Source organism: Sphingopyxis sp. (genome assembly GCF_050725655.1).
In the GTDB taxonomy this organism is placed as follows: domain Bacteria; phylum Pseudomonadota; class Alphaproteobacteria; order Sphingomonadales; family Sphingomonadaceae; genus Sphingopyxis.
In genome coordinates this window covers 57,616-70,749 of the sequence record NZ_JBOHHT010000053.1, presented here as the reverse complement: position 1 = coordinate 70,749, position 13,134 = coordinate 57,616, and the positions used below count along the sequence as shown (strand labels likewise).

Annotated in this window: 12 protein-coding genes; 9 read left to right on the top strand and 3 right to left on the bottom strand. The window is 66.3% G+C overall.

The features are described from left to right. Positions 1–89 precede the first annotated feature (89 nt). Positions 90–539 (bottom strand): preprotein translocase subunit SecG, encoded by a 450-nt coding sequence (secG, locus tag ACREBX_RS07150; protein ID WP_431561058.1) that lies wholly within the window; start codon positions 537–539, stop codon positions 90–92. 111 nt (positions 540–650) lie between these two features. Then, positions 651–1,400: a triose-phosphate isomerase gene (gene tpiA / locus ACREBX_RS07145; protein ID WP_431561057.1), complete on the bottom strand. Its 750-nt coding sequence runs from the start codon at positions 1,398–1,400 to the stop codon at positions 651–653. A gap of 178 nt (positions 1,401–1,578) precedes the next feature. Between tpiA and ACREBX_RS07140 the strand changes: the two genes are divergently transcribed. The 9 genes from ACREBX_RS07140 to lexA all read left to right on the top strand — a co-directional run bounded on the left by ACREBX_RS07140 (position 1,579) and on the right by lexA (position 10,996). Next, positions 1,579–3,525: a SurA N-terminal domain-containing protein gene (locus tag ACREBX_RS07140; protein WP_431561056.1), complete on the top strand. Its 1,947-nt coding sequence runs from the start codon at positions 1,579–1,581 to the stop codon at positions 3,523–3,525. Between the two features lie 2 nt (positions 3,526–3,527). Next, entirely contained in the window at positions 3,528–5,045 is a 1,518-nt protein-coding gene (locus ACREBX_RS07135) for an anthranilate synthase component I family protein (RefSeq protein WP_431561055.1), read from the top strand. 35 nt (positions 5,046–5,080) lie between these two features. Continuing rightward, positions 5,081–6,139, top strand: a complete 1,059-nt coding sequence (locus ACREBX_RS07130) for an alpha/beta fold hydrolase (protein ID WP_431561054.1) — start codon at positions 5,081–5,083, stop codon at positions 6,137–6,139. Positions 6,140–6,219: 80 nt separating this feature from the next. Then, entirely contained in the window at positions 6,220–6,810 is a 591-nt protein-coding gene (locus tag ACREBX_RS07125; RefSeq protein ID WP_431561053.1) for an anthranilate synthase component II, read from the top strand. Further along, positions 6,807–7,805: an anthranilate phosphoribosyltransferase gene (gene trpD / locus ACREBX_RS07120; protein ID WP_431561052.1), complete on the top strand. Its 999-nt coding sequence runs from the start codon at positions 6,807–6,809 to the stop codon at positions 7,803–7,805. Before ACREBX_RS07125 ends, trpD begins: the two co-directional genes overlap by 4 nt. Further along, positions 7,802–8,596 carry an indole-3-glycerol phosphate synthase TrpC gene (trpC, locus tag ACREBX_RS07115; RefSeq protein ID WP_431561051.1) on the top strand — a complete coding sequence of 265 codons (795 nt, stop codon included), beginning with the start codon at positions 7,802–7,804 and terminating at the stop codon, positions 8,594–8,596. The genes trpD and trpC overlap by 4 nt, the downstream gene beginning before the upstream one ends. Then, the gene (gene moaC / locus ACREBX_RS07110) at positions 8,593–9,063 is read left to right on the top strand and encodes a cyclic pyranopterin monophosphate synthase MoaC (protein ID WP_431561050.1); all 471 of its coding nucleotides are present in this window, start codon (positions 8,593–8,595) and stop codon (positions 9,061–9,063) included. Before trpC ends, moaC begins: the two co-directional genes overlap by 4 nt. Continuing rightward, positions 9,060–10,250 (top strand): molybdopterin molybdotransferase MoeA, encoded by a 1,191-nt coding sequence (locus ACREBX_RS07105; RefSeq protein WP_431561049.1) that lies wholly within the window; start codon positions 9,060–9,062, stop codon positions 10,248–10,250. Before moaC ends, ACREBX_RS07105 begins: the two co-directional genes overlap by 4 nt. A 65-nt stretch (positions 10,251–10,315) precedes the next feature. After that, positions 10,316–10,996, top strand: coding sequence for a transcriptional repressor LexA (lexA, locus tag ACREBX_RS07100; protein WP_431561048.1), 681 nt, complete (start codon positions 10,316–10,318; stop codon positions 10,994–10,996). On the opposite strand, the gene ACREBX_RS07095 is transcribed toward lexA, so the two are convergent. Further along, entirely contained in the window at positions 10,950–13,112 is a 2,163-nt protein-coding gene (locus ACREBX_RS07095) for a ComEC/Rec2 family competence protein (protein WP_431561047.1), read from the bottom strand. The two genes, lexA and ACREBX_RS07095, sit on opposite strands and share 47 nt — an antisense overlap. Positions 13,113–13,134 lie beyond the last annotated feature (22 nt).

Sequence of the window (13,134 nt, the reverse complement as noted above, 5' to 3'; positions counted from 1 at the left end):
ACGGGAGGGGGACGGCGCAAGCCGTCGAATCGCACCCGGCGGAAAATATTTCCGCCGGGCGGGTTATGGTCGGAGGCCGAAGCCGCCGGTTATTTCTTGGCGGGCGGTGCCTGCGCCGGTGCCGGAGCGGCTTCCTGGCTTGCCGCGGCTGCAGCAGCGGCCAGCGGGTCGTCGCTCGCCACCGCGGGCGTCGCACCAGCAGGTGCACCCTGCGCGGGCGGTGCCGCGCCGGTCAGCGCCGAAGAGCCGCTCGTCTGCGGCTGCGCCGTTTTCGACAGCGAGGTGTCGATCGTCGAACCGCTGCGGCCGACCGAGGCCATGGCCGCAAGGACGATCGACAGCGCGACGAAGGCCGTCGCGAGGATCGTCGTCGCACGGGTCATGAAATCCGCCGCGCCGCGCGCCGAAAGCAGGCCCGCAGGACTGCCGCCGACGCCAAGACCGCCACCTTCCGACTTCTGCATCAGAATGACGCCGATCATCACCGCGGCGACGAGCGCCTGCAGGACGAGGATGAAGGTGAAGAGACTGGACATCATATTTTCCCGAACTTGCGCGGTCTCAAACGGACCGCGCCCGCGGCGCACATAGAGACGAAGCGGCTTCGCTTCAACCCATAGGATCAGCCGCCACCCATCAGCCGCCAAGTATCAGCCGAGCGCCGCGCCCGCCGCGATGATCGGTACGAACTTGGCAGCCGTCAGGCTCGCACCGCCGACCAGCGCGCCATCGACGTCGCCCGCCCCCAGCAGTTCGGCGGCGTTCTCGCCATTGACCGACCCGCCATATAATATGCGCATATCTTCCGCTGCGCCGCCGAAACGTGCGGCGAGCGCGCCACGGATTGCACCGTGCATCGCCGCCACATCGGCGACGGTGGGCACCAGGCCGGTCCCGATCGCCCAGATCGGTTCATAGGCGATGGCCAGCCGGAGCGGATCGAAGCCGTCGGGGACCGATCCGGCGATCTGCGCGAGCACATAATCGATCGCGCCACCCGATTCGCGTATTTCGCGCGGTTCGCCGACGCAGAGGATAACCGACAGTCCGGCGGCGAGGCCCGCTTCGGCCTTCGCGCGCGCATCGGCGTCGCTCTCGGCAAAGCCTTCGCGCCGCTCGCTGTGCCCGACGATCACGACGCTCGCGCCTATGTCGACAAGCATCTCCGCTGCGACCGACCCGGTAAAGGCGCCCGAAGCGGCGCTATGGCAATCCTGTCCGCCGACAGCCTTGCCCGGCGCGGCGACGGCGACGGCGCCAATCAGCGTGAAGGGCGGGCAGATCGCGACATCGACGGCGGCATGATCGTCCGCCGCGGCGAAGATTGCCTGCGCCTCGGCAATAGTCGCCGAAAGCCCGTTCATCTTCCAGTTGCCGACCACATATTTGCGCCGCGTCATTTGCTTGCGTCTCCCTCTGTTCGAACCTTGCCCCGCCCTAGCGGCGCACGGGCGCGATAGGCAAGCCGCGTCGCTGGTCACGAAAAGCCCCTTTCCAGCCTTGATGCGGCACCGCCTCCCGCCTAAAGCAACGCGCAATCGCGCTTGACCGCGCCCTGCCGGAAAGAATGTCCGTTCCATGATTACCGCTATCCGCGCCATGTTTTCCTCAACGATCGGCAAATTCCTTGCCCTCGGCTTCGTCGTCCTCGTCGGCCTCGCCTTCGCACTCGGCGATGTGACGGGCAATTCGAGCTTTGGCGGGCTTGGCGGCGCCAATGTCGCCAAGGTCGGCAGCGAACAGATCGGTGTCGGCGAACTGCGCGACCGGGCGCGCCAGGCCTATGATCAGGCGCGCCAGCGGCAGCCCGGGCTGACGATGGCCGCGTTCGTCGAATCGGGCGGGCTCGACCAGGTGCTCGACCAGCTTGTCGAGGGACTCGCATTCGACCAGTTCGCGACGGGCATGGGCTTCAGCGTCAGCAAGCGGCTGATCGATGGACGCATCGCCGATCTGCCGGCCTTTGCCGGCGTATCGGGCAAGTTCGACCAGAAGGTCTTCGAGAATTTCCTGCGTCAGAACGGCCTCACCGAAACCCAGCTTCGCCGCGACCTGCGCCAGCAGCTGCTGATTGAACAGCTCGCTGCACCGATCGCCCTGATGCCTCGGATCGCGCCGGGTATGGCTCAGCCCTATGCCGCACTGCTGATGGAACAGCGCCGCGGACAGGCGACCTTCATTCCGGCAAGCCCCTTCGCGCCGACCGCCGACCCTGGCGATGCCGCGCTGAAGACGTTCCTGTCGCAAAATGCCGCCAAGTTCACCGTCCCCGAACGCCGCGTAATCCAGTACGCGCTGTTCGATCGTGGCGCGGTGCCGGTTCCCGCGGTCACCGACGCCGAAATCGCCAAGGTCTATAAGGACAATGCCGCGCAATATACGGCGAGCGAAACGCGCCGCTTTGCGCAGGTGATTGTTCCCGATCAAGCGGCGGCGACGGCTCTCGCCACCAAGGTTCGCGGCGGAACGCCGCTCGCCGCTGCGGCGCAGGCAGCGGGCCTCTCGGCTTCGACCACTGGCGACCTGACCCAGTCGGCCTTTGCCGCGACGAGCAGCGCCGCGGCCGCCAAGGCTGCCTTCGCCGCCAAGCGCGGCGATCTGATCGGCCCGACGCAGACCGGCCTCGGCTGGACTGTCGCGCGCGTCGAGGATGTGACCGCGAAGCCCGCGCGCAGCCTCGCCGACGCCAGCGCCGTGATCCGCACGGAACTTGCCAAGAACAAGGCGAACGAGGCGATCGTCGATTATTATAACGCGATCCAGGATGCCGTGAACGGCGGCGCGTCGGTCGAGGAAGTCGCCGCGGACCGGAAGCTTCAGCTTGTCGAAACGCCCGCGATCCTGCCCAGCGGCCGCGCCCCCGCCCAGCCCGCTTTCACCCCCGCGCCCGAGCTGGCGCCACTTGTCGCGCAGGCTTTCCAGGCCGCCGGCGAAGGCGAAGGGCATATCGCGACGCTCGTCGAGAATGAGAAATTCGCGGTTTATGCGGTGAAATCGATCACCGCCGCCGCGCCGCCGCCCTTCGCGCAGATTCGCGGCGATTTGCTCAGCGAATGGCGTTTTGCCGAGGGGCAGAAGGTCGCCCGTGGCAAAGCCCGCGCGATCGTCAAGGCGGTCGAAGGCGGCAAAAGCCTGAACGAAGCCGTCGCGGCTGCCGGCCCCAATATCGGCAATGTCCAGACGATCGGTGGCCGCCGTGCCGAACTCGGCGCGGGCGGCAAACCCGTGCCGCCCGAACTCGCCCTGCTCTTCTCGATGGCAAAGAACAGCGTGAAGACGCTCGAAATCCCGGGCAATCGTGGATGGATGGTGATTGCGCTCAGCGAGGTCCAGCGTCCCGATCCCAAGGCGATCGAACCGGCGCGCGTCGCCGCGATCGCTCAGCCGCTTGCGCCCGCCTTTGGCAACGAACTGATCGAACAGCTCGCCGCCGAAGCGAAGCGCCGCGTCGGCGTGACGATCAACAAGGATCTCGTCAATCAGCTGCGCGCCGAGCTGACCGGCACCGCGCCGGTCTCCGAATAAGGGTGAGCCTCGAAGGCAGAGCCGCAGCGCTCGAAGCGCTGGCGCAGGGGCGCGGCGCGGTCGTCTGGCAGCGGCTGATCGCCGACATCGAAACGCCCGTTTCGGCGGCGCTCAAGCTGATCGAGGCCGGGCGCGGCGACTGGGTACTCGAATCGGTCGAAAGCGGTGAGACGCGCGGGCGTTACAGCCTGCTCGGCCTCGACCCCGACCTGATGTTCGAGGTCACCGGCGACGCCGCGCGGATCAACCGCGACTGGCGCCGCGACCGAGATGCGTTCCAACCCCTCGCCACCCCGGCGTTGCAGGCGCTGCGCGACCTCGTCGCCGAATGCCGCTTCGACGTGCCCGAGGGACTGCCCAAGGCGCTGGCGACGCTCGTCGGCTTCTTCGCCTATGAAACGATCGGCCTCGTCGAGCGCATCCCGCGCGCGCCGGGTGCGGGGTTGGGGCTGCCCGACATGGTCTTCGTGCGCCCGACGACGATCCTCGTATTCGACCGCCTCGCCGACGAACTTTTCCTGATCGCGCCGATCTGGCCCGACGCCGACGCGCCGATCGACCGGATGATCGAGGGCGCGCAGGACCGGCTCGACACCATCGCCGCGCGCCTGTCGAGCGTCAGCGCCCACGCCGACCGCGCCTCGACCGACGCGCTGCCGACCGACATCGCCGCGAACCCCGCGACCACACCCGCGCATTTTGCGCAGATGGTCGCTACCGCGAAGGACTATATCGCCGCGGGTGACATCTTTCAGGTCGTACTGTCGCAACGCTTTTCGACGCCCTTCGACCTGCCGCCCTTCGACCTTTACCGCGCGCTCCGCCGCATTAACCCCTCGCCCTTCCTTTATTTTCTCGACCTGCCCGGCTTCGCGCTGATCGGCTCGTCGCCCGAGATACTGGTTCGGGTCAGGGATGGCGAAATCACCATTCGTCCGATTGCCGGCACCCGCCCGCGCGGTCGCACCAGCGCGGAGGATGCCGAGAACCGCGAAAGCCTGCTCGCCGATCCCAAGGAACGCGCCGAGCATCTGATGCTGCTCGACCTCGGCCGCAACGATGTCGGCCGCGCCGCGATCGGCGGATCGGTCGCCGTCACCGACAGCTACACCGTCGAATTCTATAGCCATGTCATGCACATCGTCTCGAACGTCATCGGCCGCATCGCGCCCGACAAGGACGCTATCGACGCCCTTTTCGCGGGCTTTCCTGCGGGCACCGTCAGCGGCGCCCCCAAGGTCCGTGCGTGCCAGATCATCGCCGAATTGGAGGCCGATGCGCGCGGGCCTTACGCCGGCGGCGTCGGCTATTTCGCCCCCGACGGCAATATGGACAGCTGCATCGTGCTGCGCACCGCGATCGTGAAAGATGGCGAAATGCACGTCCAGGCGGGCGCCGGCATCGTCGCCGACAGCAACCCCGCCTATGAACAGCGCGAATGCGAGGCCAAGGCTGGCGCGCTCTTCGCCGCGGCGCGCGAGGCCGTGCGACTGGCGGGCACGCCGGGGTACGGTCAATAGCTTGACGGGTACGGAACGGACGCTAGCGTCCGGCCATGCGTAAATATCTTGCCCCGCTCGCCCTGCTGCTCACCGTTCCCGCTCACGCCCAGACCGTCGAGGGTGCCGTCGAAGGCGATGCGATCCTCAAGGACTTCGCCTTCGCCAACGGCGAAAAGCTGCCCGAGCTCAAGATCCACTACACGACGCTCGGCACACCGCAGCGCGACAAGAAGGGCAATGTCACCAACGCGGTGATGATCCTCCACGGCACCGGCGGCACCGGAAAGCAATTCTTCCAGCCGCAGTTCGCGAACGAATTGTTCGGCCCCGGCCAGCTGCTCGATACGAAGAAATATTACATCATCCTGCCCGACAATATCGGTCACGGCGGCTCGTCGAAGCCGAGCGACGGCATGCGGATGGCCTTCCCCAAATATGATTATGACGACATGGTCGGTGCGCAGTACCGGATGCTGACCGAAAAGCTCGGCGTGAAGAAATTGAAGCTGATCCTCGGCACCTCGATGGGCTGCATGCACGCCTTCGTCTGGGGTGAAACATACCCCGATTTCGCCGAGAAACTCGCGCCCTTCGCCTGCCTTCCGGTCGAGATCGCGGGTCAGAACCGTATGTGGCGCACGCTGTCGATCGACGCGATCAAGGCCGATCCGCTGTGGAACGGCGGCAACTACAAGGAGCCGCCCGCATCGGGCCTGCGCACCGCAGCGTCGCTCAGCATGATCGCCGGCGCCAATCCCTATGCGCTGCAGGTACAATATCCGACGCGCGAAGCCGCGGAGAAGTACAAGGACGAAGCTTTCGCCCGCACCAATGGCCGCAACGACGCCAATGACGTGATTTATCAGCTTGATAGCTCGCGAACCTATAACCCGTGGCCGAATCTCGAAAAGATCAGGGTGCCCATGCTGTGGATCAATTCGGCCGACGATTTCATCAATCCGCCCGCGTATGGGATCACCGAGAAAGCTGCGGCGCGCCTGCCGACGACGAAGTTCATTCTGATCGCAGCGACCCCCGAAACCAAGGGCCATAGCACGCACACCTGGGCGACGTTCTGGAAGGACGACCTCGCCAAGCTGATGGCGGAGTGATCGACCCGCGAAGGAAGAGTTGAACGCCGAAAAGCTTCTATCCCTTCCCCCACTCCCCCAAAATCGTTACGGCCCACCGCATGATCCTCGTCATCGACAATTATGACAGCTTCACCTTCAACCTCGTTCATTATCTGATCGAGTTGGGGGTCGACGTGCGTGTCGAGCGCAACGACGCGCTGACCGCGGTTGACGCGCTCTCCACCGGCGCCGATGCGATCCTGATCTCGCCCGGCCCGTGCACGCCGAACGAAGCCGGGATCAGCCTCGATCTCGTCGCCGCCTGCGCCGAAGCCAAGCGCCCTCTGCTCGGCGTATGCCTCGGCCATCAGGCGATCGGCCAGCATTTTGGCGGCACCGTCCAGCGCGGCCATCTGATGCACGGCAAGACCTCGCCCGTCTGCCACGACAGCAGCGGGCTCTACGCCGGCCTGCCCTCGCCCTTTCAGGCGACGCGCTATCACAGCCTCGAGGTCGTCGACATTCCCGAAAGCCTGGTCATCAACGCGACGAGCGACGATGGCGCGGTCATGGGCTTCCGCCACGTCGAGCTGCCGATCCACGGCGTTCAGTTCCACCCCGAAAGCATCGCGACCGAGCACGGTCACGCAATGCTGGCCAATTTCCTGAAAATTGCGGGGTTGCCGGTCGGCGAACGGAAAGCCGCATGAGCCGTTTCGGTCCGTTTCCCGATCCCGCCGGGCTGCTCGAGCATGACGAGGCGGCCGATGCCTTCGCCACGATGCTCGATGGTGGTGCCAGCGACGAAAATATCGTCCAATTCCTGACTGCGCTCTCCGACCGCGGCGAAACGATGGTCGAAATCGCTGCCGCGGCGCAGGCAATGCGCGACCGGTTGATCCCGATTGATGCGCCTGCCGGTGCGATCGACGTCTGCGGCACCGGCGGCGACGGCCATCATACACTCAACGTGTCGACCGCCGTGTCGATCGTCGTCGCGGCGTGCGAGGTTCCTGTCGCAAAGCACGGAAATCGTGCAGCTTCCTCGAGATCTGGCGCGGCCGACACGCTGGAGGCACTCGGCCTCGACATGGAGCGCGCCGACAGGCAAGCCGAGGAACAACTCGCCGATCTCGGCATCTGCTTTCTCTTCGCCGGGACGCGTCATCCGGCGATGAAGCGCATCATGCCGATCCGCAAGGCGATCGGGCGCCGGACGATCTTCAACCTGATGGGCCCGCTCGCCAACCCCGCCCGCGTCACGCGCCAACTCGTCGGCATCGCCCGCCCCGCCTACGTCCCCGTCTACGCCGAGGCGCTGCACCGGCTCGGCACCGAACATTCGCGCGTCATATCGGGCGACGAGGGCCTCGACGAACTGTCGCTCGCCGGCGGCAACGAGGTTGCGGTGGTAACGCCCGAAGGCGTTCGGATGCAGCGCAGCGTCGCCGCCGATGCCGGCCTTCCGACACGCTCGCTCGCCGAAATCCGCGGCGGCGATGCGAGCTACAACGCCGCAGCGCTGCGCGGTCTGCTTCAGGGTGAACCGGGCGCCTATCGCGACGCCGTCCTCTATAACGCCGCCGAAGCGCTCGTCGTCGCCGGCGCGGCCGAAACGCTGGTCGAGGGTGTTGAGGAAGCCGCCGAGGCGATCGACAAGGGCCTTGCCACCGCGCTGCTCAATTGCTGGATCGCGTATAAATGAACAAGCTCACGCAAATCCTGGCCACCAAGGCCGGCGAAGTGACCGAGCGCCGTGCGCTGCGCTCGCTGTCCGAACTCGACGCGATCGACGCCGGCCCAGTGCGCGGCTTCGCGGCGGCGCTTCAGGCGAAGATCGACGCCGGCGGTTTCGGGTTGATCGCCGAGATCAAGAAAGCATCGCCGTCCAAGGGATTGATAAGAGAAGATTTCGATCCCGCCGACCATGCCCGCGCTTATGCGGCCGGCGGGGCAGCCTGTCTGTCTGTCTTGACCGACGCGCCCTATTTTCAGGGGCATGAGGATTATCTGATCGCAGCGCGCGCTGCCTGCTCCCTCCCCGCGCTCCGCAAGGATTTCATGGTCGATCCCTGGCAGGTCGCCGAAGCGCGCGCAATCGGTGCCGACGCGATCCTGATCATCGTCGCCGCGCTCGATGACGGCGTGATGTGCGAGATCGAAGCGGCGGCATTTGAACGCGGCATGGATGTGCTCGTCGAAGTTCATGACGAGGCTGAACTTGACCGCGCGCTCACCAAACTCAAGTCGCGCCTGATCGGGGTCAACAACCGCGACCTCAGGAGCTTCGAGACCGATCTCGGCGTCACCGAACACCTTGCAAAGCTCGTCCCGCCAGGCACGTTGCTCGTCGGCGAAAGCGGCATTGCGAGCCACGCCGATTGCGAAAGGCTGGCGCAAAGCGGCGTCGAAGCGTTCCTCGTGGGCGAAAGCCTGATGCGCCAGGTTGACGTCACGGCGGCAACGCGCGCGCTTCTAACGGGCGCCACGGCGTGACGCGCCCGACGCACCTCGACGAAAGCGGGGCTGCGTCGATGGTCGATGTCGGCGCCAAGCCCGCCACCCAGCGCCGCGCGGTCGCGGGTGGCCGCATCACCATGTCCGCCGGAGCGCTTGAAGCGATCCGCGGCGGCAATGCGCCCAAGGGCGACGTGCTGTCGACCGCACGCATCGCCGGGATCATGGCTGCCAAACGCACCGCCGACCTCATCCCGCTCTGCCACCCGCTCGCGCTGACCAAGGTCGGCGTCGATTTCGCGTGGGAGGAAAGCGGCATATCGGTCACCGCAATCGCACAGACGACCGGCCCAACCGGGGTCGAGATGGAGGCGCTCACCGCGGTGTCGGTCGCGCTGCTCACGCTCTACGACATGGCAAAGGCGCTCGATCGCGCGATGATAATCGGCGACATCCGCCTGCTCGAAAAGAGCGGCGGGCGCTCGGGCGACTGGCGCGCCGAATGAGCGGGCTGCTTCCCGTCGAGGAAGCGCAGGCCCGGTTGCTCGCGCTGCGCGCGCCGCTAGCGAGTGAAAATATCGCCTTTCTAGAATCGCTTGGGCGCTATCTTTCGAGCGATGTCGTCGCTTTGCGCGACCAGCCTGCCGCCCCCTTGTCGGCGATGGACGGCTATGCGATCCGTTTTGACGATCTGCCCGGGCCATGGTCCGTCATCGGCGAAGCTGCCGCCGGGACCGCGCCTGACCGCATGGTGGAAGCCGGCGAGGCCATGCGCATTTTCACCGGCGCGATGCTTCCTGCCGGCGCCGATACGGTGATCGTTCAGGAAGATGTCGCACGCGACGGCGCGCGACTGACCCTGACGGGCGATGGCCATGGTCCGCGCGGCCGACATATCCGCGCGCGCGCCGCTGATTTCGCCGCGGGAGATTGCCTGCTGCGGGCGGGCACGCGCCTGACGCCCGGTGCCATCGCCGCGGCGGCGATGAGCGGTGCGGGCCAGCTTGCCGTCGGCCGCCGACCGCGCGTCGCGATCCTCACCACCGGCGACGAGCTCGTCCAGCCGGGACACTCGCTCGCCCCCGGCCAGATTCCCGACAGCAATGGCGCGATGCTCGCCGCAATGCTCGTCGGCGAGGTTGCCGAGGCGATCTTGCCGCACCATATCCGCGACGATCGCGCAATGCTTGGCAATGTTCTCAAGGAATTGGCGCGACGTCACGACGTCATCGTCACCGTGGGCGGCGCCTCGGTCGGCGATCACGACCATGTTCGCGGCGCGCTCGAAGACGTCGGCGGCCAGCTCGATTTCTGGAAAATCGCGATGCGTCCGGGCAAGCCGCTGATCGGGGGGACGATCGGCGATGCGGTTCTGCTCGGCCTGCCCGGCAATCCCTCGTCGGCCTTCGTCACCGCGACGCTGTTCCTGCTCCCGCTCGTCCGCCACCTTGCTGGCGCGCACGATCCGCTACCGCAGGTGCATCGAGCACCACTTGCTGCTCCGCTCGCCGAGGGCGGCACGCGCCGCGATTATCTGCGCGCACGACTCGAAGGAGGGCGGCTGACTCCCCTCTTCGGGCAGGAAAGCGGACTCACGCTGCCGCTCGCATCGGCCAACGCTTTGTTGATCCGCGACATTGGCGCGCCCGCCCGTGCGGCAGGCGACATGGCGGACTATATCGTCATCGCTTGACAAGTTCCGCTTTGTTCCACTATCGTTCTCCCTATGTCCGGAATTGGCATCATGGAGAACGATCGATGTTGACCGCAAAGCAGCATGAGCTGCTCCACTTCATCCAGGAACGTCTCGACACGAGCGGCATCTCGCCATCGTTCGAGGAGATGAAGGAGGCGCTGGGCCTGAAGTCGAAATCGGGCATACACCGTCTGATAAGTGCCTTGGAAGAAAGAGGTTTTCTTCGCCGCCTGCCCAACCGCGCACGCGCGCTGGAGGTGCTCAAGGTGCCTGAGGCTGCCAAGCCTGTGCGCAATGATCGTGACAATATCGTCCCGCTGCGCAAGCCGGCTCCCGCGATGCGACCGATCGCCGCCAACGACATCGTCGAGGTGCCGCTGCATGGCAAGATCGCCGCTGGCGTCCCGATCGAGGCGTTCGAGGAACATAATAATCTGGCGGTGCCCGCCGCGCTGCTCGGCTCGGGCGAACATTATGCGCTCGAAGTCTCGGGCGACTCGATGGTCGAGGCGGGCATTTTCGACGGCGATTATGCGCTGATCCAGAAAGCCAGCACCGCGCGCGAAGGCGACATCGTCGTCGCGCTGGTCGACGGGCAGGATGCAACGCTCAAATATTTCCGCCGCGAAGGACAGATGATCCGCCTCGACCCGGCGAACGCTGCCTATGAACCGCAGCGCTACCCTGCCGACCGCGTCATCGTGCAGGGCCGCCTGTCGGGATTGCTTCGTCGTTACCACTAAGCTGCTGCGGCAGACGCCACGGATGCCCGTCGCCCGCGCGAAGCGTGGCGACGGCTTCGGGCTTTTTGCTCAGATAGAGTGCCAGTCCCCCGCTTGTCGCTAGGCTGTCGCGATCAATCGTCATCCAACGCCCCACGCATTCGTGCGGTAACCAGCGGTCGCTGATCACGACGTCGGCGGCGGCGCAGGACGCCGCCATCTCGGCACCCTCGATCCGGTCGCGCCCACGCGAAGCAAGGATGATACGCCGCGCGGAACCCTCGCCTTGGCTCCAACGACAGAAATCGCGATTGCATTCGACATGATCGAGATCGGTGAGGGCGGTGAGCGGAGCGTCGACCCCGGCGGCTTCGGCCATGCTGTCGCGCACATAATCACCCGCCCTGTCGCGGAGCAGCGCGTAACTGCCGTCGGGCAATGCAGCGGCGATGTGGCGGCCGTCGCTGGTGACAAGCAGGTCGGGGCGCGGCTGGACCAGCAGCGCCGCCATGCCGATCGCCAGCGGGACCGCGCCCGCGCGGCGCCACCGCGTCTTCCAAAGCAGCAGCCAGAGCCCGCCGAATATCGCCAGGGCAAAGCCCCAGCGCGGAAAACTTGGCATCATGGCGACCGCACCCGGGGCGTCGGCGACGCCGTGCGCCAACCCGATCAGTGCAAGCAGGGCTTGTTCGGTGATCCACCAGAAGGGCGCGCCGAGCCCGACGCTGTCGAACAGCAAGGCGAGCGCCTCGGCGGGCATGATGACAAAGGTCGTCAGCGGGATTGCGATCACGTTGGCGAGTGCGCCGTACAGCCCCGCCTTGTGGAAATGGAACAGCGCGATCGGCGCTAGTGCGATTTCGACGACAAGGCCAGTAAGGAGCAATCCCGCAACGGCCCTGCCAAAACGAACCGGCCAAGGCTCGTCGCGGCGCATCAGAAAAGATCGCATCGGACGGCTTTCGTGCAGCGCAATTATGGCGGTGACCGCCGCGAAGCTTAGTTGGAAGCTCGGACCGGCAAGCGATTCGGGCCGCCAGATCAATACGATCAACGCGCCCGCGGCAACAAGCCGCAGCGTCAGCGCCTCGCGCCCCATCAGGAAGGCGACAAGGATGAGCAGCGCGGCGATAAACGAGCGCAACGTCGGCACCTCGGCCCCTGCGAGCCACGTATATCCTCCGCCGGCGAGCGCCCCCGCAGCAGCAGCAAGCGGCAGGACATAGCCGGCCAGTGCCAACCTTCGGCTCAACGCGAACAATCGCAACGTCAGAAACATCGCGAAACCGACAACGGCGGTCACATGCAACCCGCTGATCGACAGCAGATGCGCCAGTCCGCTGCGGCGCATCGCCTCTTCGTCCGCTTCGCTGATCGCGCCGCGATCACCCGTTACGAGCGCCGCAGCAATGCCTCCTGGCGATCCGTCGATTTGGTCATGGATATGCGCGTTAAGGCGCGCCCGCAGCGGCAGGGTTACGGCGCCTTTCGCCGGAACCCGCGAAACATCGCCCAGCACTGTCCCGACCGCACCAATGCGGTCGAACCAGGCGCGCTGCGCAAAATCATATCCACCCGGCAGGCTCGCCGTCGGTGGCGGCATCAGCCGCGCCCTGACCCCGATTATTTCGCCGTCGGTGAGGTTCGCCGCCTGCTCGCTGCGCAGGGTCAACCGCACGCGCGGTGGCAGGTCGGTACGGTTCTGCGGCAGAGCGAGAATGCGAACTTGCCCCTTGGCCGGCAGCGGCTCGGCGCGTTCGACGATCGCGGAAAATTCGGTCACAACCGGTCCCGCCAGCACCGGCGCCGCGACCCAGACGGCACGCGCCCAGATGAGCAGTACGCCCGCCGCCATCACGCCACACCCCACGACAACAAGCCGCCCGAGACGGCTTTTTTGCCAGCCGATCAGCAGGCCCCCGCACAGGCCGCCCGCGAGCAAGAGCAGCAACCCGATCCAGTGCGCCTTCGCGGGCAACGCGAACCAGGTGGCGATGCCGGCGCCGAGCGCGACCGGCAGCCAAAGCCCGATCCGCTCGCGCTCGGCCTCCAGCCGCGCTTCCAGCGCGTCGCCCGCGCCGCGCCAGAGACTTGTCCAGCGTGCGGCAATGGGCGTTTGAAGCTGCCTTGTCGCCATGCTAGGGGCTCCCCCGATCCCC

Coding starts and splice junctions, on each gene's coding strand:
- secG (WP_431561058.1), bottom strand. CDS start 539: ATGATGTCCAGTCTCTTCACCTTCATCCTCGTCCTGCAGGCGCTCGTC.
- tpiA (WP_431561057.1), bottom strand. CDS start 1,400: ATGACGCGGCGCAAATATGTGGTCGGCAACTGGAAGATGAACGGGCTT.
- ACREBX_RS07140 (WP_431561056.1), top strand. CDS start 1,579: ATGATTACCGCTATCCGCGCCATGTTTTCCTCAACGATCGGCAAATTC.
- ACREBX_RS07130 (WP_431561054.1), top strand. CDS start 5,081: ATGCGTAAATATCTTGCCCCGCTCGCCCTGCTGCTCACCGTTCCCGCT.
- ACREBX_RS07125 (WP_431561053.1), top strand. CDS start 6,220: ATGATCCTCGTCATCGACAATTATGACAGCTTCACCTTCAACCTCGTT.
- trpD (WP_431561052.1), top strand. CDS start 6,807: ATGAGCCGTTTCGGTCCGTTTCCCGATCCCGCCGGGCTGCTCGAGCAT.
- trpC (WP_431561051.1), top strand. CDS start 7,802: ATGAACAAGCTCACGCAAATCCTGGCCACCAAGGCCGGCGAAGTGACC.
- ACREBX_RS07105 (WP_431561049.1), top strand. CDS start 9,060: ATGAGCGGGCTGCTTCCCGTCGAGGAAGCGCAGGCCCGGTTGCTCGCG.
- lexA (WP_431561048.1), top strand. CDS start 10,316: ATGTTGACCGCAAAGCAGCATGAGCTGCTCCACTTCATCCAGGAACGT.
- ACREBX_RS07095 (WP_431561047.1), bottom strand. CDS start 13,112: ATGGCGACAAGGCAGCTTCAAACGCCCATTGCCGCACGCTGGACAAGT.